Raw genomic sequence first — 23,087 nt, 5'->3', positions numbered from 1 at the left:
CCCACAGGGTTCAGCAGTGCTGCGGACATTGTGGGAGCCGGCTTGCCGGCGATTGGGCCGCGAAGCGGCCCCTTCAGTCTTACAGGATGTAACGCGACAGGTCTTCGTTCTGCGCCAGCTCACCCAGGTGGCTGTTCACATAAGCGGCATCGATCTGGATCGGTGCTTCGTCATGTGCACTGGCCAGGTCACCGGCACTGAACGATACCTCTTCGAGCAGGCGCTCGAGCAGGGTGTGCAGGCGGCGGGCACCGATGTTCTCGGTCTTCTCGTTGACCTGGTAGGCGATCTCGGCCAGGCGCTTGATACCGTCGGCCTGGAACTCGATGTTAAGCCCCTCGGTCTTGAGCAGCTCGCGGTATTGCTCGGTCAGCGAAGCGTGCGGCTCCTGCAGGATGCGCTCGAAGTCTTCCGGGGTCAGTGCCTTGAGTTCGACACGGATCGGCAGGCGGCCCTGCAGTTCAGGCACCAGGTCGCTCGGCTTGCTCAGGTGGAACGCGCCGGAGGCAATGAACAGGATGTGGTCGGTCTTGACCATGCCCAGCTTGGTGTTGACGGTGCAGCCCTCGATCAGCGGCAGCAGGTCGCGCTGCACGCCTTCGCGGGATACATCGGCACCGCCGACGTTGCCACGCTTGGCAACCTTGTCGATTTCATCGATGAACACGATACCGTGTTGCTCGACCGCTTCCAGGGCCTTGGCCTTGAGGTCGTCGTCATTGACCAGGCGGCTCGCTTCTTCGTCGCGAACCATCTTCAGCGCTTCCTTGACCTTCAGCTTGCGCGCTTTGCGCTTGCCCTTGCCCATGTTGGCAAACAGGCTCTGCAGCTGGTTGGTCATCTCTTCCATGCCGGGCGGCGCGGCGATTTCGACGCCGGCGGTGTCGGCAACTTCGATCTCGATTTCCTTGTCGTCCAGCTGGCCCTCACGCAGGCGCTTGCGGAACAGCTGGCGGGTGTTGGAATCGCTGCTGGTCTGTGCGGCTTCTTCGCTGAAGCTGGTCACCCGGGCCTGCGGCAGCAGGGCATCGAGGATACGGTCTTCGGCGGCATCTTCGGCGCGGTGGCGCACGCGGATGATTTCCTGCTCACGCAACATCTTCATGGCGGCGTCGGCCAGGTCGCGGATGATCGACTCGACATCGCGGCCAACGTAGCCCACTTCGGTGAACTTGGTCGCTTCGACCTTGAGGAACGGCGCATTGGCCAGCTTGGCCAGGCGGCGGGCGATTTCGGTCTTGCCGACGCCGGTGGGGCCGATCATCAGGATGTTCTTCGGGGTGACCTCGGCACGCAGCTCGGCAGGCAGCTGCATGCGCCGCCAGCGGTTGCGCAGGGCAATGGCCACGGCGCGCTTGGCGTCGTCCTGGCCGATGATGTGGCGGTTGAGTTCGTGGACGATCTCGCGGGGGGTCATGGACATGATGAAAATGGTCCTCGAGCAGAGCAATCAGTGTGGAAAAGTCCCGCTCTGGGCGGGACGCCAAAACAACTGATCAGTCGGCCAGGTCCTGCTCCTCGATGGTCAGGTTGTGGTTGGTGAACACGCAGATGTCACCGGCGATGTTCAGGGCTGTCTCGGCGATTTCACGGGCCGAGAGGTCGGTCTTGTTCAACAGGGCGCGGGCTGCGGCCTGGGCGTAGGCGCCGCCGGAACCCATGGCAATCAGGCCGTCTTCGGGCTCGACCACGTCGCCGTTGCCGGTAATGATCAGCGATGCATCCTTGTTGGCCACGGCCAGCATGGCCTCCAGGCGGCTCAGGGAGCGGTCGGTACGCCATTCCTTGGCCAGTTCGACAGCGGCACGCACCAGGTGGCCCTGGTGTTTCTCAAGCTGCCCTTCGAAGCGCTCGAACAGGGTGAATGCATCGGCGGTGGCACCGGCGAAGCCAGCGATGACCTGGCCGTGGTACAGGCGACGAACCTTTTTGGCGTTGCCTTTCATCACGGTGTTGCCGAGGGATACCTGGCCGTCGCCGCCCATGACGACTTTGCCGTTACGGCGGACAGAAACGATGGTGGTCAAGGGGGAGTCTCCACGCAGCGGGGCAAAATTGCCTGATGCAGACTCATATGGGGGTGGGGGGAAGGATTTCAACCGGGAGGGATGAATGGTTGGTGGATGTCTGTGCTGGCCTCATCGCCGGCAAGCCGGCCCCCACGCAGGTTTTAGCGCTGCAAATCCCTGTGGGAGCCGGCTTGCCGGCGATGAGGGCCGTGGGGCCTACTCAGCCCTCGTGGCAGACATGGCCATCGACCAAGGTATAACGCACCGCCCCAGGCAGGCAGTGGCCGATGAACGGGCAGTTGTCGCCGCGCGAGAACCACTGTTCACCGGCAACGGTCGAGGCCTTGGCATCGAACAGCACCAGGTCAGCTGCTGCACCTACCTTCAGCTCACCCGCCGGCAGGCGCATGGCCGCCGCAGGGCCGCTGGTCAGGCGAGCCAGCAGGGTTGGCAGGTCGAGCAGGCCGTCGTCAACCAGGGTCATGGCCAGTGGCAACAGCAGTTCGACGCTGCTGATCCCAGGCTCGGTGGCGCCGAACGGTGCCAGCTTGGCATCGCGCTCGTGCGGCTGGTGGTGGCTGGAGATCGCCTGGATCACGCCCGACTTGACCGCCTGGCGCAGGCCTTCGCGGTCGGCGCTGCTGCGCAGTGGCGGCTGCACGTGGTACAGGCTGGAGAACTCGCGCAGCGACTCGTCGGTGAGGATCAGCTGGTACAGGGCAACGTCGGCAGTGACTGGCAGGCCAAGCTGCTGGGCTTGTTCGATCAGCCGCGCACCACGGGCGCTGGTGATCTGGGTGAAGTGCGCGCGCACGCCGCTCTGCTCGACCAGCAACAGGTTGCGGGCCAGGGCCACGGTCTCGGCACTTTCGGGGATGCCGGGCAGGCCGAGGAAGCTGGCCATGGCGCCTTCGTGGGCCAGGCCACCCTGGGCCAGGTCGCGGTCCTGGGAGTGGAACACCACGGTCAGGTCGAAAGTGGCAGCGTATTCCAGGGCGCGGGCCAGGGTACGGTTGTTGGGGATTTCCTTCAGGCCATTGCCGAAGGCCACGCAGCCGGTGTCGCGCAGGGCCACCAGCTCGGCCAGTTGCTCGCCTTCCAGGCCTTTGGTCAGGGCGCCGATCGGGTAGACCTTGCTGTTGCTGGCTTCACGGGCACGGTCGAGGATCAGCTCGGCCACTGCCGAGGTGTCCAGCACCGGCTTGGTCTGCGGCGGGCAGCACAGGCTGGTGACGCCGCCGGCCACGGCGGCGCGGGTTTCGCTGGCGATGGTGCCTTTACGGCTGTAACCCGGCTCACGCAGGGAGACACCGAGGTCGACCAGGCCTGGCGCGGCGATCAGGCCGTCGGCCTGGAGGGTACGGCTGGCGCTGAAACCGGCTGGGGCCGCGCCGATCGCGGCAATACGGCCGCCATCCAGGTGCAGGTCGGTGACCTGGTCCAGGCCACTCTTGGGGTCGATGACCCGGGCGCCAAGAATGCTGAGGGTCACTGGGCGTTCTCCTGGTCGAATTGACGTTGCGCGTTCTGCCCGCTCATGGCCATGGACAGTACCGCCATGCGCACGGCGATGCCGTAGGTAACCTGATTGAGGATCACCGAGTGTTTGCCGTCAGCAACCGCCGATTCGATTTCCACGCCGCGGTTGATCGGCCCTGGGTGCATGACGATGGCGTCAGGCTTGGCGCCGGCCAGGCGCGCGGTGGTCAGGCCGAACAGGCGGTAGAACTCGCCTTCGCTGGGCAGCAGGCCGCCGGCCATGCGCTCGCGCTGCAGGCGCAGCATGATCACCACATCGACGTCCTTCAGGCCTTCGGCGAGATCGGTGTAGACCTTCACGCCATATTGCTCGATGCCGATCGGGATCAGGGTTTTCGGGCCGATCACGCGGATGTCCGGGCAGCCCAGTGCCTTCAGCGCGAGCATGTCGGAGCGGGCCACGCGCGAGTGCAGGATGTCGCCGACGATCGCCACGGACAGGTTTTCGAAGCTGCCCTTGTGGCGGCGGATGGTCAGCATGTCGAGCATGCCTTGGGTAGGGTGGGCATGGCGGCCATCACCGCCGTTGATCACCGCGACATCCGGGCACACGTGTTCGGCAATGAAGTGCGCGGCACCCGAGTCGGAGTGGCGCACCACGAACATGTCGGCGGCCATGGCTTCGAGGTTGCGCAGGGTGTCGAACAGGGTTTCGCCCTTGCTGGTCGAGGAGGTCGACACATTGAGGCTGATCACGTCGGCCGACAGGCGCTGAGCGGCCAGTTCGAAGGTGGTGCGGGTACGGGTCGAGTTCTCGAAGAACACGTTGCACACGGTCTTGCCGCGCAGCAACGGGACTTTCTTGACGGCCCGGGCGCCGACTTCGAGGAACGAGTCGGCGGTGTCGAGGATCTCGGTCAGCAGTTCGCGGGGCAAACCGTCGAGCGAGAGGAAGTGGCGCAGCTGGCCCTGATCATTGAGCTGCAGCGGGCGCTTGGCGTCGATTGGCGTCATCGCGAGTGGACTCTTAAAGGGCGGAAGCGGTGGCGAGGTCCTGGCGCTCGAGGGCGAGCGGTGCGGGTCCGGTCAATTTTACCCGTTCATGGGCGGCCAGCGACAGGGTGGCGCCGAGCACGTTGGGGCGGATCGGCAATTCGCCGGCATCCAGGTCCAGCAGGCAAACCAGCGTCACGCTGGCCGGGCGGCCGTAGTCGAACAGTTCGTTGAGTGCGGCGCGGATGGTGCGGCCGCTCATCAGTACGTCGTCGATCAGCACCAGGTGCTGGCCTTCGACCTCGAACGGCAACTCGGAGGGGCGCACTTGCGGGTGCAGGCCGTTCTGGCTGAAGTCGTCGCGGTAGAAGGACACGTCCAGGGTGCCCAGCGGGCTTTCGTCGGCCATTTCCTGCTGCAGGGCCTGGGCTACCCAGACACCGCCGGTGCGAATGCCGATGAAGCGCGGTTCGGTGATGCCGCGGCGGGCCAGATGGGCGCGTAGGTCGACAGCCATCTGCCGGATCAGGTCGGCGGGATTGGGTAGGCTCATTGCGTGCTCCTAGGGGGGCGCCGGGTTGGCCCGACGGCAAAGCGGAAAGTTAGGTGTTGGCCTCCAGCCAGCCTTGCAGCAGCAGGGCAGCGGCGATGGCATCGACCGGGTTGTCACGGTAGCTGCCGCGCTGGCCGCCGCGGGCCATGCGCTCGCCCTTGGCCTCGAAGGTGGTCAGGCGTTCGTCGTGGGTGTGCACGGGCAGGTTGAAGCGGCCATTGAGGCGGCGGGCGAACTTCTCGGCGCGGGCGCTCATTTCGCTGGGCGTGCCGTCCATGTTCAGCGGCAGGCCGACGACGATGGCATCGGGCTTCCACTCTGTGATCAGTTTTTCCACCTGGGCCCAGTCCGGCACGCCGTTCTGCGCCTTGAGGGTGCACAGCTCGCGGGCTTGGCCGGTGATCACCTGGCCGACGGCCACGCCGATCTGTTTGCTGCCGTAGTCGAAGCCCAGCAACAGGCGTAGTTCAGCCATCAGGCGTGGCCCGCCTGGCTGGTCAGCAGGCTGAGGTTGATGCCCAGGCTGCTGGCGGCGGCGCCCAGGCGCTGCTCGCTGGCCATGCCGAAGAGGATGTCAGGGTCGAACGGGCAGTTGAGCCAAGCGTTGTCGGCGAGTTCCGCTTCCAGTTGGCCCGCTTCCCAGCCGGCGTAGCCCAGGGTGATCAGGCTCTGTTTGGGGCCGACCCCTGCGGCAATCGCAAGCAACACATCCTGCGACGTGGTCAGCGACAGCCCTTCCAGGGCCACGGTGGCCTGGAAGCTGCATTCGCTGCTGTGCAGCACGAAGCCGCGGTCGGTCTGCACCGGGCCACCCTGGTAGATGGGCACCTGCAAGGTACTGGCCGGTGGCTCCTCGTCCGGGCGCAACTGCTCGAGAATGTCCGCCAGGTTCAGCTCCTGAGGTCGATTGACCACCAGGCCCATGGCGCCATTGGCGTTGTGCTCGACGATATACGTGAGGGTCTGGGCGAAGTTCGGGTCGGCCATGTGCGGCATGGCGATCAGGAACTGATGCTTGAGGTAGCTCGGGGCGAGGGTTTTCATGAGGGATAGTGTGGCGCCAGGTGGCGAGGCTGACAAGGTGCTGTGCAGCTGAGATTCAGGGCCGCTTCGCGCCCCATCGCCGGCAAGCCGGCTCCCACAGGTACAACGGTGCTTCTGAGGACGGCGCGGTCCCTGTGGGAGCCGGCTTGCCGGCGATGGGGCGCGAAGCGGCCCTGAAAGCGCAAATCAGTTACTGGAAAGCCGATCCCCGCGGGCAAACCGCCAGGTGCGGATAATCTCCAGCCGGTCGTATTCGGCAAGGTCCCCGGTAAACGGCGCAAACGGCGCGGCCAGCCGCACGATGCGCTGCGCGGCCTGGTCCAGCAGCGGCTGGCCGGACGACTCCAGCACCAGTACCTCATACAACGAGCCATCGCGGTTGATCGACACCATCATCCGCAAGTTGCCGTAAATCTGCTGCCGGCGCGCTTCGTCGGGGTAGTTGAGGTTGCCCACCCGCTCGACCTTCTTGCGCCACTCTTCCTTGTACCAGGCGCCCTTGTCGCGCATGGTCGACGCCGCGTTCAGCCGGTGGATGCGCGGGCGTTTGGCGTACATCTGCTGTTCGTTGGACAGCTCGGCCTCAAGGCTCGCGATCTGGCTCGACAGCTGCGAGCTGTCGAAATCAGGCGTAGCCGCTGCCGGTTTTGGCTGCGGTTTGCTTGCCTTGGGCTTGGGCTCGACCTTCTGTGCCTTGGGCGCCTGGATAGCCACGGCAGACTTCTGCGGCGCAGGCGGCACGACTTCGGGCTTGGCCGCGGGCGGTGGTGTGACCTTGTTGATCTTGCTGTCCTGGAACGGCGCGACCTCGGTGGTGGTGGGCACCGCCTTTTTTTCCAGGGTGCCGCTGCCCTGCTGGTTGGCCTGTGCCTGGTAATCGGCCTTCTCGGGTGCCTTCTCGCTTTTGAAGGTGGCCAGCGTGATATCCATGGTCTGGCGGATTTCAGCCGGTTTGACCACGCTGAAACCGACCCCGAGGATCAGCGCCAGGTGCACCAGGGCAGCCAGGAACAGGGTAAAGCCAAGCCGGTCCACCGGGCGAACGCGGGGTGGCAGCAGGTCGGCAGGGATGTCGGCGGGCAGCGTCATCGGGTATCCAGCAACCGCAGGGCGGGGCAGCAGCTCAGTCGAAAAGGACTGGCATCATACCCCACTCCGGGCTTTTGCTTCGCGTCGGCGGTCAGCGCGCCTTCAGCTGGCGATCAATGGCATCCATCAGCTTGCCGCCGATATCGGTGTTGTAGGCGGCATCGATCTCGCGAATGCAGGTCGGGCTGGTGACGTTGATTTCGGTGAGGTAGTCGCCGATCACGTCCAGGCCTACGAACAGCAGGCCCTTTTCACGCAGGGTCGGGCCGACCTGGGCGGCGATCCAGCGGTCACGCTCGCTCAGCGGGCGTGCTTCGCCACGGCCACCGGCGGCCAGGTTGCCGCGGGTCTCGCCGCTGGCCGGGATGCGCGCCAGGCAGTAGTCGACCGGCTCGCCGTCGATCATCAGGATGCGCTTGTCGCCGTCCTTGATCGCCGGCAGGTAGGCCTGGGCCATGATCTGCTGGGCGCCGAGTGCGGTCAGGGTTTCGAGGATCACCGACAGGTTGGGGTCGCCAACCCGGTGGCGGAAGATCGACGTGCCGCCCATGCCGTCCAGCGGCTTGAGGATCACGTCGCCGTGCTTGGCCGCAAATTCCCGAATGATGTCCGGGCGGCGGCTGACCAGGGTCGGCGGCGTGCACTGCGGGAACAGCGTGGCGAACAGTTTTTCGTTGCAATCGCGCAGGCTCTGCGGGCGGTTGACCACCAGCACGCCTTCGGCCTCGGCCTGTTCCAGCAGGTAAGTGCTGTAGACGAACTCCATGTCGAACGGCGGGTCCTTGCGCATCAGGATCACGTCCAACTCGGCCAGGGTGCTGTCCTGTTCGTCGCCCAGCTCGAACCAGCGCGCCGGGTCGGCGAACACTTTCAATGGGCGCATCCGCGCGCGGGCCTTGCCTTCGCCCTGGTACAGGTCGCGCTGCTCCATGTAGAACAGGCTCCAGCCGCGGGCCTGGGCGGCCAGCAGCATGGCCAGCGAGCTGTCCTTCTTGTAGGAGATGGACGCGATCGGGTCCATGACAATGCCGAGGCGAACGCTCATGGGGTGGTTCCTCTTGGCGGCCCGTGGCCGCGGTGAATCGAAAGAAAAGTGGCTCAGGGTGGCGCTGTGAGCGCCGCGGGTCAAGGGGGCGGCAGATGGAACGGGCCCCCGGAGTGTGCTAAAAATGCCCTCAGCTTCAAGCTGCAAGCCATCAGTGCCTTGCAGCCCACACTGTGCAGCGATGGTAGCGCGACTTATGGAACAGCCCCTGAAGGTGATGGTGATCGACGATTCCCGCACGATCCGCCGCACCGCGCAGATGTTGCTCGGCGAAGCGGGCTGCGAGGTGATCACCGCCAGCGACGGTTTCGATGCCCTGGCCAAGATCGTCGACCACCAGCCGCAGATCATTTTCGTCGACGTGCTGATGCCCCGCCTGGATGGCTATCAAACCTGTGCGGTGATCAAGCACAACAGTGCCTTCAAGGACATCCCGGTGATTCTCCTGTCGTCACGCGATGGCCTGTTCGACAAGGCCCGCGGGCGGGTGGTCGGCTCTGACCAGTTCCTGACCAAACCATTCAGCAAGGAAGAACTGCTCGACGCGATCAAGGCCCATGTGCCCGGTTTCGTTGCGCACGAACAACACGCACCCTGACCGCGCCCGAGGTGGCACGGCCTTTTTTTCCTGATGGGGAAACAGCATGGCCCGAGTTCTGATTGTCGACGACTCGCCGACAGAGATGTACAGATTGACCGAATGGCTCGAGAAGCATGGCCACCAAGTGCTCAAGGCCAACAACGGCGCCGACGGTGTGGCCCTGGCCCGCCAGGAAAAACCGGATGCGGTGCTGATGGACATCGTCATGCCTGGCATGAACGGCTTCCAGGCCACCCGCCAGCTGAGCAAGGACCCGGAAACCAGCGCCATCCCCGTGGTGGTGGTCACCACCAAGGACCAGGAAACCGACCGGATCTGGGCCACGCGGCAGGGCGCCCGCGACTTCTTGACCAAACCCGTGGAAGAAGACGCGTTGATCGCCAAGCTCAAAGAAGTACTGGGCGCTTGACCACCCGCCCCCAAGGCGCGTCGCTGACCGCCTTCGAGCTGTTGCTGGACATCGACCGGCGCTGCCGCCTGCTGGTGGCCGACCAGCCGCTGCAGGACACCCGCCTGCAACAATGGAGCGGTATCGGTTTTCGCATTGCCGGGCAGTGGTTCGTCGCGCCAATGGGCGAGGTGGCCGAGGTGTCGCGCGAGCCGCGCAGCAGCCGGGTGCCGGGGGTGCAGCCTTGGGTTTGCGGGGTGGCCAACCTGCGCGGCCGGTTGCTGCCGGTGATGGACCTGAGCAGTTTTCTCGGCCTCGGCCCGGCGGCCCCGGGCAAGCAGCGGCGGGTGCTGGTGCTGGACCACGAGGACCTGTTCGTCGGCCTTCTGGTCGACGAGGTGCTGGGCCTGCAGCACTTTGCCCTGGATACCCTGGAGCTGGCGCCGCCACAGCCGTTGATTCGCGCCGCCGCAAGGTTCGTCCAGGGGCATTTCCCGCGTGAACGCAACTGGGCGATTTTCAGCCCCTTCGCCCTGTGCCAGGCGCCGGGCTTTCTAGACGTGGCGCTATAGGACTTTCGAACGTGAACAAGCCGGCCACCAATGTCGCCCCCTCCAGCATGACCCCGCGCACCCGCAGCATCGCGCAGATCACCGTGCTGTTCGTGGTGCTGATCCTTTCGATCATCCTGCTGTTCGCCAATTTCGCTTACCTCAATACCCAGTCCAACCACGACAAGCAGTACATCGGCCACGCCGGCGAACTGCGCGTGCTGTCCCAGCGCATCGCCAAGAACGCCACCGAGGCGGCGGCTGGCAAGGCCCTGGCCTTCAAGTTGCTGTCGGATGCCCGCAACGATTTCGAGCGGCGTTGGAGCTACCTGCGCGAAGGTGACAAGTCCACCGGCCTGCCGGCGGCGCCGGCCGCCGTGAAGGATGAAATGGAGGCGGTACGCCAAGACTGGGAAAACCTGCGCAAGAACACCGATACCATTCTTGCCAGTGAACAGACTGTATTGTCGCTGCACCAGGTGGCGGCGACCCTGGCCGAAACCGTGCCGCAGCTGCAGGTGGAGTACGAGAAGGTGGTCGAGATCCTGCTGCAGAGCGGTGCTCCGGCCAGCCAGGTGGTTGTGGCACAACGGCAGTTGCTGCTAGCCGAGCGCATTCTGGGGTCGGTCAACACCGTGCTGGCCGGCGACGACACAGCAGCGCAGGCCGCCGACACCTTCGGCCGTGATGCCAGCCGGTTTGGCCAGGTGCTCGAAGGCATGCTGGCGGGCAACCCAGCCATTCAGGTCACCCGCGTCGAGGATGCCGACGCCCGTGCCCGGCTGGCCGAAATCGCCGAGCTGTTCCAGTTCGTCGCAGGCTCGGTCGATGAAATCCTCGAAACCTCGCCGGAGCTGTTCCGTGTGCGCGAAGCGGCGGGCAACATCTTCAGCCTGTCGCAAACCCTGCTCGATGAAGCCTCGCACCTGGCCAATGGCTTTGAGAACCTGGCCGCCGGACGCACGCTGGATACCGTCGGTGGTTATGTGCTGGGCCTGCTGGCGCTGGCCTCGATCATCCTGATCGGCCTGGTGATGGTGCGCGCCACCCACCGGCAGTTGCACGAAACCGCCGAGAAGAACGAGCGCAACCAGCAGGCGATCATGCGCCTGCTCGACGAAATCGAAGAGCTGGCCGACGGCGACCTGACCGTGACGGTGTCGGTGACCGAAGACTTCACCGGGGCCATTGCCGACTCGATCAACTATTCCGTGGACCAGTTGCGCGACCTGGTAGCCACCATCAACCACAGCGCCGAGCAAGTGGCTGCAGCGGTGCAGGACACGCAGAACACCGCCCGTCAGCTGGCCAAGGCCTCGGAGCACCAGGCCGATCAGATCAGCGAGGCGTCGGAGGCGGTGGGCGACATGGTCGAGTCGATCGACCGGGTTTCGGCGCATGCCTACGAGTCGGCCAAGGTGGCCGAGCGTTCGGTGGCGATTGCCAACAAGGGCAATGAGGTGGTGCACAACACCATCAACGGCATGGACAACATCCGCGAGCAGATCCAGGACACCGCCAAGCGGATCAAGCGCCTGGGTGAGTCTTCCCAAGAGATCGGCGACATCGTCAGCCTGATCGACGACATTGCCGACCAGACCAACATTCTTGCCCTCAACGCGGCTATCCAGGCCTCGTTGGCGGGGGAGGCCGGCCGGGGCTTTGCCGTGGTTGCCGATGAAGTCCAGCGCCTGGCGGAGCGCTCATCCTCGGCGACGCGGCAGATCGAAGCGCTGGTGCGGACCATTCAGGCCGACACCAACGAGGCGGTGATTTCCATGGAGCAGACCACTGCCGAAGTGGTGCGTGGCGCACGGCTGGCGCAGGACGCCGGGGTGGCGCTGGCCGAAATCGAAGGGGTTTCGCAAAACCTCGCCGAACTTATCCACAGCATCTCGGATGCCGCCCAGTTGCAGACATCCTCTGCAGGGCAGATTTCCCACACCATGGCGGTCATCCAGCAGATCACCGCGCAAACCTCCGCCGGCTCCGGGGCCACCGCCGACAGCATCCGCCACCTGGCACGGATGGCCAGCGAGATGCGCCGCTCGGTGTCCGGGTTTACTTTGCCAGCACCGGCCGAGCGGCGCTAAGGAATGGTCATGGCTGCAGCCGTAAGCCCCGAACGCCACGATACCGTGGCCCTGGCCTGGACGCGGGCGGCCATCCTCGACTGCCTGGGCCAGGCGCGCCAAGCCCTGGAGCGCTTTGCCGGGGCGACGGACGACTTGTCCTTGCTAGGGTTCGTGGTGGACAACCTGCACCAGGTGCATGGCTGCCTGCGCATGCTGGAACTGCGCGGTGCCACGCGCCTGGCCGAAGAGCTGGAGCTGTTGGCCAGGGCCATTGCCGAAGGCCAGGTCAGCCCGCGCGGTGACTGCCTGGGGCCGCTGTTCCGTGGCCTGGAGCAACTGCCGTCGTACCTGGAGCGGCTGCGCGGGGCGCGGCATGACCTGCCGCTGGTGATGCTGCCGTTGCTCAACCAGTTGCGCGCCTGCCGCGGTGTCGAGCCGTTGGCCCAGGGTAGCTTGATCAGCGGCGCAGCCCAGCGCTTTGCAGGCTCCGACGACCTGGCCAACCTCGACCTGTCGTTGAGCAACTGGCGTGATCAGATTCAGGCAGGGCCCGGGCGTGATGCGTTGCGCTCGGTGATCAGCGCCTTGTGCGATGACCTGATGCGCATCAAGGAGCGCCTGGACCAGTTCGTGCGGGGTGATCGCCAGCACAGCGAGCAGCTGGACAGCCTGCTGTCACCCTTGCGCCATGTTGCCGATACCCTCGCGGTCCTGGGTTTTCAGCAGCCACGGCGGGTGATCGTCGACCAGGTGCTGGCCCTGCAAGCCGTGGCCCAGGGCGAACGCGCGGCAAATGACGCGGTGCTCATGGATGTGGCAGGCGCCTTGCTGTACGTGGAGGCAAGCCTCAATGGCATGGTCGGCCCGCTGGAGGAAGGCGGGCAGGGCGGCCTGCCCGGTTCGGACTTGGCCGAAATTCGCCAGCTGGTGCTGAACGAATCGCTGAATGTGCTGCAGCAGGCCAAGGACCTGATCGGCGATTGCCTTGAGTCCGACTGGCCGCGCCAGCGCCTGCAGCCCTTGCCGGGCCTGCTGCAGCAGGTGCGAGGTGCGCTGGCGATGCTGATGCTGCCAGCGGCTGCCGAAGTGTTCGCCGGCTGTGCGGGCTATGTGCAGCGCTGGCTGCAGCATCTTGACGTGGAGCCGCCAGCGGACGAGCTGAACCACCTGGCTGACGCCCTCAGCGCCAGCGAGTGCTACCTGCAATGGCGGGTTGCCGACCCGCTGGCCGATGGCCAGCCCTTCCTCGACATGGCCCGCGCAAGCTTGTCGGCGCTGGGCGTGCAGTGCTCGCACGGTGATGCCGGCGTTGAGCAGGACGGCAGCACCGACGGCATCGATGATGAACTGCGCGAGGTGTTCCTCGAGGAAGCCGGCGAGTTGCTGCCAGAGATCGAGCGGCACTGGTTGCGCTGGCGTGCCGACAATACCCTGCGCGATGCCTTGCTGGAGGTACGCCGCGACCTGCATACGCTCAAAGGCAGTGGCCGCATGGTCCATGCCCAGGCGGTCGCCGAACTGGCCTGGGGCGGCGAGCATCTGCTCAACCGGGTGCTGGAGGGGCGCATGACGCTGGCCCCGGAAGGCGTGGTGGCCTTGCAGCAGGTAGTCGTGCACCTGCCCGACCTGCTGGCCGACTTTGCTGCCGGCCAGATGCCCCAGGTGACCGAGATCGAGCAATTGGCGAGCCACCTGCATGCACTGGCGGAAAACGATGCACCGGCCAGTGCCGAGATCGATGGCCTCGACCCGCTGTTGCTGGACATCTTTCGCAATGAGGCCCAGGGCCACCTGGCCAGCCTGGACGCATTCCTGCAGGCCGCCGATGGCCAGGGCACCGTTGTCAGCGATGGCCTGCAGCGCGCCCTGCACACGCTCAAAGGCAGCGCGGCGATGGCTGGCGTGTTACCGATCGCCGAGCTGGCGACTGCCTTCGACCGCCTGGTGCGCGAGTACCGGGGCCACCAGTTCCCATTGCAGGTGGCCGAAATCGAATGGCTGGAAGCGGCGCGGGCTTTGTTTGAAGCGGGGTTGGCGCAATTGAGCAGCACGCCGTTGGCCGCCATACCCGGTGCGGCCGAGCTGATCGAGCAGGTCGGCGAGGCGGTGGACGCGCGGCTTGCCAGCGTGCATGACGAGCCGCTGCAGGCGCGCCGGGGCAGGCGCGACCCGCAATTGATCGCAAACTTCCTGGCCCAAGCCATGGACATCCTGTTGGACGCCGAGTCGTTGCTGTCGCGCTGGCAGGAGCAACCCGGGCAGCGCCAGTCGCTGGACACCTTGCTCGATGAACTGACCACCCTCTGCCACGGTGCGCACCTGGCCGACCTGTGGCAAATGGACGATGTCTGCGAAGCGCTGCTGGACCTCTACGGCGCAGTGGAAGAGGGCAGCCTGGCTGCTGATGCGCGTTTCTTCGCCCAGGCCCGGCAGGCCCACGAGGTGCTGCTCGACATGCTTGACGAGGTAGCGGCTGGCCAGGAGCTGACCGCCCGGCCGGACTGCACCGATGGCCTGCGCAATTTGCTCGACGGCGCCTTGGCGCCCGATGCCACAGGCCTGGTGGCACCCGGGTCGGTCACTGTGCTCGACGCCCCCCTGGAGCCGGCCGAAGAGGCCGATAACCCGGGCGACAAGGAACTGCTGGAAGTCTTCCTCGAAGAAAGCTCGGACATCGTCGAAAGCGCCGGCGCGGCCCTGGCGCGCTGGCAGGCCGACCCGCGCAGCAGCGTTGAAGTGGACAACCTGCTGCGTGACCTGCACACGCTCAAGGGCGGCGCACGAATGGTCGAAATCGCCGCCATCGGCGACCTGGCCCACGAGCTGGAATTTCTTTACGAACTGCTGGCCGCTGGGCGTTTGCCGCCGAGTGCGCCGTTGTTCGCCCTGTTGCAAAACTGCCATGACCGCCTGGCGCACATGCTCGATGCCGTGCGCCTGGGCCAGCCGCTGCATGCCGCCACCGCGCTGATCGACTATATCCGTAACTTCAGCAGCGCCGCCCTGACCGACAGCGCTGCCGGGCAGGCGCAGGCCGAGGCCGCGCCCGCCGAGGTGGCTGCTGCTGCCCCGGAGCGGGCGCCTGGCGACATGGTCAAGGTGGATGCCGAACTGCTCGACGACCTCGGCAACCTGGCCGGCGAGCACTCCGTCATCCGCGGGCGTATCGAGCAACAAGTCAACGATGCCCAGTTTGCCCTGAACGAGATGGAGACCACGCTGGAGCGCATGCGCGACCAGCTGCTGCGCCTGGACATGGAAACCCAAGGGCGGATCAGCAGCCGCCAACCGTTCGAGGGTGACGCCTACGAAGACTTCGACCCGCTGGAAATGGACCGCCATTCACAGTTGCAGCAATTGTCTCGGGCGCTGTTCGAATCGGCATCCGACCTGCTCGACCTGAAAGAGACATTGGCCCAGCGTGCGCAAGAGGCCCAGAGCCTGCTGCAACAGCAGGCGAGGGTGAACAGCCAGTTGCAGGAAGGCCTGACCGCGACCTTGATGGTGCCGTTCGAGCGCCTGGTGCCGCGCTTGCAGCGGGTGGTGCGCCAGGTGGCCAGCGAGCTGGGCAAGCAGGTCGAGTTGGTGGTCGGCAATGCCGAGGGCGAGCTCGACCGCAGTGTGCTCGAGCGCATGGTGGCGCCGCTCGAGCATATGCTGCGCAATGCCGTCGACCATGGCCTGGAAGCACGTGAGGCGCGCCTGGCGGCCGGCAAGCCGGAGTTGGGCACCATTCACCTGAATCTGCTGCATGAGGGCGCCGATATCGTCATCGAGATGACCGACGATGGTGCCGGCGTGCCGCTGGAGGCCGTGCGGCGCAAGGCGATCAAACGTGGCTTGCTGGACCCGCAGGCCAACCTGAGCGACCACGAGATCCTGCAATTCATCTTGCGCCCGGGCTTTTCCACGGCCGAGAAGATCACTCAGATTTCCGGGCGTGGCCTTGGCATGGACGTGGTCCACGAAGAGGTCAAGCAACTAGGTGGCTCGATGAGTATCGAGTCGGCCCCAGGCAAGGGTGCACGCTTCCTGATCCGCCTGCCTTTCACCGTGTCGATCAACCGCGCGGTGATGGTGCACCTGGGCGAAGAGCAGTACGCCATCCCGCTCAACACCATCGAGGGCATCGTCCGCGTGCCGCCAGCCGAGCTGGCCGCCTGCTATCAGCAAGACGTGCCCCATTACGTTTATGCCGGCCACACGTACGAATTGCGCTACCTGGGTGAGCTGCTGCAAGGCTTGCCACGCCCAAGCCTGCTGGGCCAGAGCGTGCCGTTGCCGGTGCTGCTGGTGCATTCCCAGGAGCAGTCGTTCGCCATTCAGGTCGACAGCCTGTCGCCCAGCCGCGAGATCGTGGTGAAAAGCCTTGGCCCCCAGTTCGCGGCTGTCGCGGGGCTGTCGGGCGCCACCTTGCTCGGTGATGGCCGGGTGGTGCTGATTCTTGATCTGCTCGGCCAGCTGCGCGGCCAGCAACGGCGCCTGGCACGCTTGCCGGGCGGTAGCGGGGTACAGCGCACGCTGTTCGGGCCGGCACCGCGCAGGGCGTTGCTGGTGATGGTGGTGGACGACTCGGTGACCGTGCGCAAAGTCACCAGCCGCCTGCTGGAGCGCCATGGCATGAGCGTGCTGACGGCCAAGGACGGTGTCGACGCCATGGCCTTGCTGGAAGAGCACCGCCCGGACGTGTTGCTGCTGGACATCGAAATGCCGCGTATGGACGGCTTTGAAGTGGCCGCCCGTGTTCGCCGTGACCAGCGTCTTAAAGACCTCCCCATCATCATGATCACTTCGCGCACCGGGCAGAAGCACCGTGACCGGGCCATGGCCATCGGTGTCAACGACTACCTGGGCAAACCCTATCAGGAGTCGGTGCTGCTGCAGAGCATCGCCCACTGGAGCCAGACCCATGCTTGAACTGATCTCAGGCCAGCGCAGCAGCCTGACCGGTTTGCTGCTGCCGTTGGGCGACCGCACGCTGGTGCTGCCCAATGTCGCCGTGGCGGAACTGATTGGCCAGCGCAATCTGGTGTGCCAGCGCGGCGAGCCGGCCTGGCACCTGGGGTGGATCGACTGGCGCCAGCAGCACCTGCCGCTGATCGGTTTCGAGGCGGCTTGTGGCACGGAGACACCGTGCGGCGAGCGGGCGCGTATCGTCGTGTTGAACGCGCTCGGCGATACCGGGCTGCGTTACCTGGCGGTGCTGCTGCAGGACATTCCGCGCTCGTGCAAGCTCGACAGCCAGCTCAACTATGTGGATGTGGCGCTGGGTAGCCTGGAGCTGGCGGCGGTGCAGGTGGGCGAGCAGGTGGCACGGGTGCCGGACCTGATCGGGCTGGAGAGGCTGGTGCGTGACGCGCGACTGCAACCTGTGCTTGGGTAGGATGGTGCTGCGGCTGGCCTTTTCGCGGGGCAAGCCCGCTCCCACAGGTACACCACTGTCAGGATGAGGAACCCAGCTCATCCAAGGAGGTCTGTGTTTGCATGTATTACGGTGAACGTTTCAACGCTTGGACCCACCTCGTCGGTGCCATTCTGGCCGGCCTCGGTGCCATCTGGCTGATCGTCGTCGCAGGCCTGCAGGGCGACCCCTGGAAGATCGTCAGTTTCTCCATCTACGGCGGCACACTGCTGCTGCTTTACAGCATTTCGACCCTCTACCACAGCACCCGCGGCCGGGCGAAGGTGATCATGCGCAAGCTCGATCACCTGTCGATCTACCTGCTGATTGCCGGCAGCTACACGCCGTTCTGCCTGGTCAGCCTGCGCGGGCCCTGGGGCTGGAGCCTGTTCGGTGTGGTCTGGGGGCTGGCGGTGCTTGGCATGCTCCAGGAAATCAAGCCGCGCTCCGAGGCACGGGTCCTGTCGATCATCATCTACGCGGTAATGGGCTGGATTGTCCTGGTGGCGGTCAAGCCGCTGCTGCACAGCCTCGGCACCGCTGGCTTCGCCTGGCTGGCGGCCGGTGGGGTGTTCTACACGGTGGGGATCATCTTCTTCGCGTTCGACAGCCGCTTCCGCCATTGGCATGGCATCTGGCACCTGTTCGTGATTGCCGGCAGCCTGATGCACTTCGTGGCGGTGTCACTGTACGTGCGTTAGGGGGTTGAGCGCCGCGCGGGCGGCGCTCGATCTGATAGGCGAAAACAATCCCCTGGCATGCCCTACGAAAAATCACCCCACAATTGCTGCGCCACCGACAGCGCCACCACCGGCGCTGTTTCGGTCCGCAGTACGCGCGGGCCAAGGCGGGCGGCGTGGAAGCCGGCGCCCTTGGCCTGCTCGACCTCGGCATCGCTCAGGCCGCCTTCGGGGCCGATGAGGAAGGCCAGGCGTGCCGGCTTGGCATGGCTGGTCAGTGGCTCGGCAACTGGGTGCAGCACCAGCTTGAGGTCCGCGTCGCTGCTTTTGATCCAATCCGCCAGGCTTACGGGCGTGTGGATCACTGGCAAGGTCGAACGGCCGCACTGCTCACAGGCGCTGATCGCTACCTGGCGCCAGTGGGCCAGGCGTTTGTCGGCACGCTCATCCTTCAGGCGCACTTCGCAGCGCTCGCTGACGATCGGCGTGATTTCGTTGGCGCCCAATTCGGTGGCCTTCTGAATCGCCCAATCCATGCGCTCGCCACGGGACAGGCCCTGACCGAGGTGGATGTGCAGCGACGACTCGGCCTGGCCGGGGAGGGCCTGATCGAGGCTGACGCGCACGGTTTTCTTGCCCACTTCCAGCAGCTGGCCGAGGTATTCCTGGCCACTGCCGTCGAACAGTTGCACAGCATCGCCAGCGGCCATGCGCAATACGCGGCCAATGTAGTGGGCCTGGGCCTCGGGCAGGTCGTGCTCGCCAAGGCTCAGGGGGGCGTCGATAAAGAAACGGGACAGTCTCATGGTTCTGCTCGGAAAGAAGGTTGGACATCGTGCCCCTGTGGGAGCGGCCTTGTGTCGCGAAAGGGCCGCAGAGCGGCCCCGTCAATGTCGCAGCGACGCTGAACCCGCGGCGACACAAGGCCGCTCCTACAAGGCAGTGCGATGGCTGTTCGGTCAGCCCGGATCGCGGAAATCCGGGTGGAAGTTGGCTGGCACGGCGACACTGACGCTGTCCCGGGTCGCGATATCGATGCCCTCAGTGGCGACTTCGGCGAGGAAGTCGATCTGTTCCGGGGTAATCACGTAAGGCGGCAGGAAGTACACCACGCTGCCCAGCGGGCGCAGTAACGCACCGCGGGTCAGGGCATGCTCGAACACCTTCAGGCCACGGCGCTCCTGCCACGGGTAGGCGACCTTGCCGGCCTTGTCCTGGACCATCTCGATCGCCAGAGCCATGCCGGTCTGGCGGATTTCCGCGACATGGGCATGATCGGCCAGGTGCGCCGTGGCGCTGGCCATGCGCGCAGACAACGCCTTGTTGGCCTCGATTACGTTGTCCTGCTCGAAGATATCGAGGGTCGCCAACGCAGCGGCGCACGCCAGCGGGTTACCGGTGTAGCTGTGCGAATGGAGGAACGCGCGCAGGGTCGGGTAGTCGTCGTAGAACGCCTGGTACACCGTGTCGGTGGTCACGCAGGCGGCCAGCGGCAGGTAACCGCCGGTCAGCGCCTTGGACAGGCACAGGAAGTCGGGGCGGATGCCGGCCTGCTCACAGGCGAACATCGTGCCGGTGCGGCCGAAACCAACGGCGATTTCATCGTGAATCAGGTGTACGCCATAACGGTCGCAGGCCTCGCGCAGCAGCTTGAGGTAGACCGGGTGGTACATGCGCATGCCGCCGGCGCCCTGGATCAAAGGCTCGATGATCACTGCAGCGATGGTTTCGTGATGCTCGGCCAGGGTCTGTTCCATGGCCTGGAACATGTTGCGCGAATGTTCTTCCCAACCCATGCCCTCGGGGCGTAGGTAGCAGTCCGGGCTAGGCACCTTGATAGTGTCGAGCAGCAACGCCTTGTAGGTTTCGGTGAACAGCGGCACGTCGCCCACCGACATCGCGGCAATGGTCTCGCCGTGGTAGCTGTTGGTCAGGGTGACGAAGCGTTTTTTTGACGGTTTGCCGATGTTCAGCCAGTAGTGGAAGCTCATCTTCAGCGCCACTTCGATGCACGAAGAGCCATTGTCGGCGTAGAACACCCGATCCAGCCCGGCCGGCGTCATGGCCACCAGGCGTTCGGACAGCTCGATCACCGGCTGGTGGCTGAAGCCTGCCAGGATCACATGCTCGAGCTGGTCGACCTGGTCCTTGATGCGCTGGTTGATGCGTGGGTTGGCGTGGCCGAACACATTGACCCACCAGCTGCTGACGGCATCCAGGTAGCGCTTGCCTTCGAAGTCCTCGAGCCACACCCCTTCGCCGCGCTTGATCGGGATCAGCGGCAGCTGCTCGTGGTCTTTCATCTGGGTGCAGGGGTGCCACAGGACCTTGAGGTCACGCTGCATCCACTGATCATTGAGGCCCATCGGCGCTTCTCCTGGCGTTACGGCTTGGTTTGACCGCGTAAGCCTAAGCAATGCCGGGAGGTAGAACAACCGCTGCGGCTCAATGGCGGCAGGTGCGGGTCCATTCGAGCTTGCGAATGTGGACGGTGCCGGCTTGAGAAGTGGAAATGGTCAGGCGCCGAAACGGCCCGGCCAGTAGCTGATGGTACGGTTGGGTGGAGATCGGGCCGGGCATGAACTCGGTAAACCCGCTGCCCGAAAGCGTGAGCCAGTAGAAGTTGCGCGGGGCCGGGGCGAAGGGGCCGGTGTCGTAACCATCGGTGTCCAGCAGCAATTGCACATCTTCGAAGTGCTGATCGCTGACCACGTAGTACTCGAGGCGAAGGCTCTCGACTTCCTGGCTGAAGGTGATCTCCACGTCACTCTGCTCGCCGATCACAAGCTCGGTACCCTCATCGCCCTTGAAGGCTTCATGAAAGCCCGTCCAGGAAGTGCCGTTCGAGCGGATGCTCAAGCCTGATGGCGTGAGCAGCGTCTGTTTGTGCGTAAGGAACTGCCGTTTGACGTGTGCGAAATGCTCCTCATAGATCATTCGCGGCTCCTTTTGTCGGATTTTTGGCCACCTTGCACCAGCATTGCGCAGGCCCGGGAGCCTTGGCTACTGGCAAAAATGCCAGTTGCCAAAGGCACTTGATGTCGCTGTGGTGGCAGGGTGCCCAGACCTGACGTATTCTTAACGCATAGTCTCTCGGGGCATTCCTGCCTCTTCCCATTTCTGTAACGTCAACTCGGAGTTCGCCATCATGGCTGCTGCTTGGGTGCGCCTGTGCGCGTTGGTATTGATCGGTGTGTCCAGCGGCGCCGCGCTGGCGAAGGACAAGACACCTTCGGCAATCGTGGTGGGTGGTGGCCTGGCAGGCCTGACGGCTGCCTACGAACTGCAGGACAAGGGCTGGCAGGTGACTTTGCTGGAAGCCAAGTCGGGCATGGGCGGCCGCTCGGGCCTGGCCACCAGCGAGTGGATCGGCAACAGCAAGGCCCAGCCGGTGCTCAACCAGTACCTCGACCGCTTCAAGCTGGAAACCCTGCCGGCGCCGGAGTTCGTCCGTACGCCGGGTTACCTGATCGACGGTGAATACTTCAGCGCCAGCGATCTGGCCACCAAACAGCCGGCCACCGCCGAGGCGCTCAAGCGTTACGAAAAAACCCTCGACGACCTGGCCCGGTCGATCGATGACCCGCTCAAGCCGCAGGCGACCAGCACGCTGTTTGCCCTTGACCAGATGAACGTGTCCACCTGGCTCGACAAGCTGCAGCTGCCGAGCACCGCGCGACAGCTGGTCAACCAGCAGATTCGTAGCCGCTACGATGAACCGTCGCGCCTGTCGCTGCTGTACTTCGCCCAGCAGAACCGCGTCTACCGCGGCGTCAGCGACCGTGACCTGCGTGCATCGCGCCTGCCGGGCGGCAGCCCGGTGCTGGCCCAGGCCTTCGTCAAACAGCTGAAAACGATCAAGACCAGCTCGCCGGTCACCGCCATCGTGCAGGACAAGGACGGTGTCACTGTCAAGGTCGGCAGCACCAGCTACCAGGCCGACTACCTGGTCATGGCCGTGCCTTTGCGGGCGCTGGCCAAGATCCAGATGACCCCGGGCCTGGACACCCAGCACGTTGCGGCACTGAAAGGCACCAACTATGGCTGGCGCGACCAGCTGATGCTCAAGTTCAAGCAGCCAGTGTGGGAAAGCCGCTCGCGCATGTCTGGAGAAATTTTCAGCAACGCAGGCCTGGGCATGCTGTGGATCGAGCCGGCGCTCAAGGGTGGCGCCAACGTGGTGATCAACCTGTCGGGTGACAATGCCCGCCTGTTGCAGGCATTCGGCGACAAGCAGATGGTCGACCAGGTACTGATCCGCCTGCATGCGTTCTATCCACAGGCCCGCGGTGCGTTCACCGGCTATGAGGTCAAGCGCTACAGCACCGACGCCGGCACTGGCGGTGCCTACCTGGCGTACGGCCCGGGGCAGATCAGCAAGTACTGGCGCCTGTGGGAGCGTCCGGTACAACGCATAACCTTTGCCGGCGAACACACCGATGCGCTCTACCCAGGCACCCTGGAAGGCGCCCTGCGCAGCGGCCAACGCGCCGCCAGCCAGGTGCAGGACCTGCTGGCCGGCAAGTCGTTCGACCCGGCCAAGGCTGTGCCGGTCGCGGCGGCAGCGGCAGCGGGTGTGGCGGCGAGCAAAGACAAGGGCGGGTTCTTCTCGAACATGTTTGGCGGCTCGTCCGACAAAGGTGATAAAGCCGACAACGCCCCTGCCAAGGCTGAACCGGTGAAGGCTGAAGACGCCAAGCAGGACAAGCCAGGGTTCTTCTCGCGCATGTTCGGCGGTGCGGACAAGCCAGAGGTGCAGACTGCGCCAATTGCCAAGGCCGAAGAAGTGGCGCCGGCGCCCGCTCCTGTAGCCGCTCCGGCGCCTGTGGTACCGGCACCGGTCGCCAAGCAAGAGCCTGTCAAGCCAGCGCCCAACAAGGCAGCACCGGCCAAGCATGCGCCAGCGCACAAGCCGGCGGCGAAGCAAGCGCACAAGCCTGTGGAGGCCAAGAAGGTTACCGCCAAATCGGAGCCTGCGAAGAAAGCCGTGTCCAACACCCAGGCCAAAGCCAACTGATGTGATGCCTGTACTGGCCCTATCGCCGGCTTGCCGACGATAGGGCCGCAGCTGACAACCTAGAATTACCCGCTATCGTTAATGTTTCCTTAATAGCAAACTCGCACACTAGCTATCGGATTTGTCGATAATCCAAAGCAATTTTTTCAGCTTTTATTCGAT

20 protein-coding genes are annotated in these 23,087 nt (G+C 64.9%); 8 read left to right on the top strand and 12 right to left on the bottom strand.

The features are described from left to right. Positions 1-79 precede the first annotated feature (79 nt). The 9 genes from hslU to gshB form a co-directional block, all read right to left on the bottom strand. Entirely contained in the window at positions 80-1,423 is a 1,344-nt protein-coding gene (gene hslU / locus ACNQPL_RS20050) for an ATP-dependent protease ATPase subunit HslU (RefSeq protein ID WP_346614069.1), read from the bottom strand. A gap of 73 nt (positions 1,424-1,496) precedes the next feature. Beyond that, positions 1,497-2,027, bottom strand: coding sequence for an ATP-dependent protease subunit HslV (hslV, locus tag ACNQPL_RS20045; RefSeq protein ID WP_003249309.1), 531 nt, complete (start codon positions 2,025-2,027; stop codon positions 1,497-1,499). Between the two features lie 202 nt (positions 2,028-2,229). Beyond that, complete coding sequence (locus ACNQPL_RS20040) at positions 2,230-3,501, bottom strand: dihydroorotase (protein WP_416467677.1); 1,272 nt, start codon at positions 3,499-3,501, stop codon at positions 2,230-2,232. Next, the gene (locus ACNQPL_RS20035; protein ID WP_008099987.1) at positions 3,498-4,502 is read right to left on the bottom strand and encodes an aspartate carbamoyltransferase catalytic subunit; all 1,005 of its coding nucleotides are present in this window, start codon (positions 4,500-4,502) and stop codon (positions 3,498-3,500) included. The genes ACNQPL_RS20040 and ACNQPL_RS20035 overlap by 4 nt, the downstream gene beginning before the upstream one ends. Before the next feature lie 13 nt (positions 4,503-4,515). Beyond that, positions 4,516-5,034 (bottom strand): bifunctional pyr operon transcriptional regulator/uracil phosphoribosyltransferase PyrR, encoded by a 519-nt coding sequence (gene pyrR / locus ACNQPL_RS20030; protein WP_346614067.1) that lies wholly within the window; start codon positions 5,032-5,034, stop codon positions 4,516-4,518. 49 nt (positions 5,035-5,083) lie between these two features. Further along, positions 5,084-5,509, bottom strand: coding sequence for a Holliday junction resolvase RuvX (gene ruvX, locus ACNQPL_RS20025; RefSeq protein WP_346614066.1), 426 nt, complete (start codon positions 5,507-5,509; stop codon positions 5,084-5,086). Further along, a complete protein-coding gene (locus tag ACNQPL_RS20020) occupies positions 5,509-6,078 on the bottom strand; it encodes a YqgE/AlgH family protein (RefSeq protein ID WP_346614065.1) in 570 nt (189 codons plus the stop codon). Before ACNQPL_RS20020 ends, ruvX begins: the two co-directional genes overlap by 1 nt. Before the next feature lie 186 nt (positions 6,079-6,264). Then, positions 6,265-7,167 carry a TonB family protein gene (locus tag ACNQPL_RS20015; protein ID WP_416467676.1) on the bottom strand — a complete coding sequence of 301 codons (903 nt, stop codon included), beginning with the start codon at positions 7,165-7,167 and terminating at the stop codon, positions 6,265-6,267. A 91-nt stretch (positions 7,168-7,258) separates the two neighbouring features. Then, complete coding sequence (gene gshB, locus ACNQPL_RS20010; protein ID WP_346615418.1) at positions 7,259-8,212, bottom strand: glutathione synthase; 954 nt, start codon at positions 8,210-8,212, stop codon at positions 7,259-7,261. Between the two features lie 196 nt (positions 8,213-8,408). Between gshB and ACNQPL_RS20005 the strand changes: the two genes are divergently transcribed. From ACNQPL_RS20005 to trhA, 7 genes are all read left to right on the top strand, one after another. Continuing rightward, positions 8,409-8,810 carry a response regulator gene (locus ACNQPL_RS20005; RefSeq protein ID WP_346615417.1) on the top strand — a complete coding sequence of 134 codons (402 nt, stop codon included), beginning with the start codon at positions 8,409-8,411 and terminating at the stop codon, positions 8,808-8,810. A 46-nt stretch (positions 8,811-8,856) separates the two neighbouring features. Continuing rightward, positions 8,857-9,222: a twitching motility response regulator PilH gene (pilH, locus tag ACNQPL_RS20000; protein WP_060509717.1), complete on the top strand. Its 366-nt coding sequence runs from the start codon at positions 8,857-8,859 to the stop codon at positions 9,220-9,222. Next, the gene (locus ACNQPL_RS19995; protein WP_346615416.1) at positions 9,219-9,773 is read left to right on the top strand and encodes a chemotaxis protein CheW; all 555 of its coding nucleotides are present in this window, start codon (positions 9,219-9,221) and stop codon (positions 9,771-9,773) included. The genes pilH and ACNQPL_RS19995 overlap by 4 nt, the downstream gene beginning before the upstream one ends. A 47-nt stretch (positions 9,774-9,820) precedes the next feature. Continuing rightward, the gene (locus ACNQPL_RS19990; protein WP_346615424.1) at positions 9,821-11,845 is read left to right on the top strand and encodes a methyl-accepting chemotaxis protein; all 2,025 of its coding nucleotides are present in this window, start codon (positions 9,821-9,823) and stop codon (positions 11,843-11,845) included. 9 nt (positions 11,846-11,854) lie between these two features. Then, positions 11,855-16,744 carry an Hpt domain-containing protein gene (locus ACNQPL_RS19985; RefSeq protein WP_416467675.1) on the top strand — a complete coding sequence of 1,630 codons (4,890 nt, stop codon included), beginning with the start codon at positions 11,855-11,857 and terminating at the stop codon, positions 16,742-16,744. Continuing rightward, the gene (locus tag ACNQPL_RS19980; RefSeq protein ID WP_346615414.1) at positions 16,737-17,210 is read left to right on the top strand and encodes a chemotaxis protein CheW; all 474 of its coding nucleotides are present in this window, start codon (positions 16,737-16,739) and stop codon (positions 17,208-17,210) included. Before ACNQPL_RS19985 ends, ACNQPL_RS19980 begins: the two co-directional genes overlap by 8 nt. Positions 17,211-17,311: 101 nt before the next feature. After that, positions 17,312-17,929 carry a PAQR family membrane homeostasis protein TrhA gene (trhA, locus tag ACNQPL_RS19975; protein WP_346615413.1) on the top strand — a complete coding sequence of 206 codons (618 nt, stop codon included), beginning with the start codon at positions 17,312-17,314 and terminating at the stop codon, positions 17,927-17,929. A gap of 62 nt (positions 17,930-17,991) precedes the next feature. Here the strand turns inward: trhA and ACNQPL_RS19970 are convergent, their stop codons facing one another. The 3 genes from ACNQPL_RS19970 to ACNQPL_RS19960 all read right to left on the bottom strand — a co-directional run bounded on the left by ACNQPL_RS19970 (position 17,992) and on the right by ACNQPL_RS19960 (position 20,845). Next, positions 17,992-18,714 (bottom strand): 16S rRNA (uracil(1498)-N(3))-methyltransferase, encoded by a 723-nt coding sequence (locus ACNQPL_RS19970; RefSeq protein ID WP_416467674.1) that lies wholly within the window; start codon positions 18,712-18,714, stop codon positions 17,992-17,994. Positions 18,715-18,867: 153 nt separating this feature from the next. Beyond that, a complete protein-coding gene (locus ACNQPL_RS19965; RefSeq protein ID WP_416467673.1) occupies positions 18,868-20,274 on the bottom strand; it encodes an adenosylmethionine--8-amino-7-oxononanoate transaminase in 1,407 nt (468 codons plus the stop codon). Between the two features lie 79 nt (positions 20,275-20,353). Then, on the bottom strand, positions 20,354-20,845 hold the full coding sequence (locus ACNQPL_RS19960) for a hypothetical protein (protein ID WP_346615410.1): 492 nt from the start codon (positions 20,843-20,845) through the stop codon (positions 20,354-20,356). 211 nt (positions 20,846-21,056) lie between these two features. Here ACNQPL_RS19960 and ACNQPL_RS19955 point away from each other — a divergent pair, with 211 nt between their 5' ends. Further along, the gene (locus ACNQPL_RS19955) at positions 21,057-22,925 is read left to right on the top strand and encodes an FAD-dependent oxidoreductase (RefSeq protein ID WP_416467671.1); all 1,869 of its coding nucleotides are present in this window, start codon (positions 21,057-21,059) and stop codon (positions 22,923-22,925) included. The last annotated feature ends 162 nt before the right edge of the window (positions 22,926-23,087 follow it).

The organism is Pseudomonas sp. LFS044, assembly GCF_047978245.1.
Classification (GTDB): Bacteria; Pseudomonadota; Gammaproteobacteria; order Pseudomonadales; family Pseudomonadaceae; genus Aquipseudomonas.
The sequence above is the reverse complement of the archived record's forward strand: the minus strand, read 5'-3'. Positions and strand labels throughout refer to the sequence as shown.

Coding starts and splice junctions, on each gene's coding strand:
- ACNQPL_RS20020 (WP_346614065.1), bottom strand. CDS start 6,078: ATGAAAACCCTCGCCCCGAGCTACCTCAAGCATCAGTTCCTGATCGCC.
- pyrR (WP_346614067.1), bottom strand. CDS start 5,034: ATGAGCCTACCCAATCCCGCCGACCTGATCCGGCAGATGGCTGTCGAC.
- hslU (WP_346614069.1), bottom strand. CDS start 1,423: ATGTCCATGACCCCCCGCGAGATCGTCCACGAACTCAACCGCCACATC.
- ACNQPL_RS19965 (WP_416467673.1), bottom strand. CDS start 20,274: ATGGGCCTCAATGATCAGTGGATGCAGCGTGACCTCAAGGTCCTGTGG.
- gshB (WP_346615418.1), bottom strand. CDS start 8,212: ATGAGCGTTCGCCTCGGCATTGTCATGGACCCGATCGCGTCCATCTCC.
- ruvX (WP_346614066.1), bottom strand. CDS start 5,509: ATGGCTGAACTACGCCTGTTGCTGGGCTTCGACTACGGCAGCAAACAG.
- ACNQPL_RS19980 (WP_346615414.1), top strand. CDS start 16,737: ATGCTTGAACTGATCTCAGGCCAGCGCAGCAGCCTGACCGGTTTGCTG.
- ACNQPL_RS20005 (WP_346615417.1), top strand. CDS start 8,409: ATGGAACAGCCCCTGAAGGTGATGGTGATCGACGATTCCCGCACGATC.
- ACNQPL_RS19985 (WP_416467675.1), top strand. CDS start 11,855: ATGGCTGCAGCCGTAAGCCCCGAACGCCACGATACCGTGGCCCTGGCC.
- ACNQPL_RS19960 (WP_346615410.1), bottom strand. CDS start 20,845: ATGATCTATGAGGAGCATTTCGCACACGTCAAACGGCAGTTCCTTACG.
- pilH (WP_060509717.1), top strand. CDS start 8,857: ATGGCCCGAGTTCTGATTGTCGACGACTCGCCGACAGAGATGTACAGA.
- ACNQPL_RS20035 (WP_008099987.1), bottom strand. CDS start 4,502: ATGACGCCAATCGACGCCAAGCGCCCGCTGCAGCTCAATGATCAGGGC.
- ACNQPL_RS19955 (WP_416467671.1), top strand. CDS start 21,057: ATGGCTGCTGCTTGGGTGCGCCTGTGCGCGTTGGTATTGATCGGTGTG.
- ACNQPL_RS20015 (WP_416467676.1), bottom strand. CDS start 7,167: ATGACGCTGCCCGCCGACATCCCTGCCGACCTGCTGCCACCCCGCGTT.
- trhA (WP_346615413.1), top strand. CDS start 17,312: ATGTATTACGGTGAACGTTTCAACGCTTGGACCCACCTCGTCGGTGCC.
- ACNQPL_RS19990 (WP_346615424.1), top strand. CDS start 9,821: ATGACCCCGCGCACCCGCAGCATCGCGCAGATCACCGTGCTGTTCGTG.
- ACNQPL_RS19970 (WP_416467674.1), bottom strand. CDS start 18,714: ATGAGACTGTCCCGTTTCTTTATCGACGCCCCCCTGAGCCTTGGCGAG.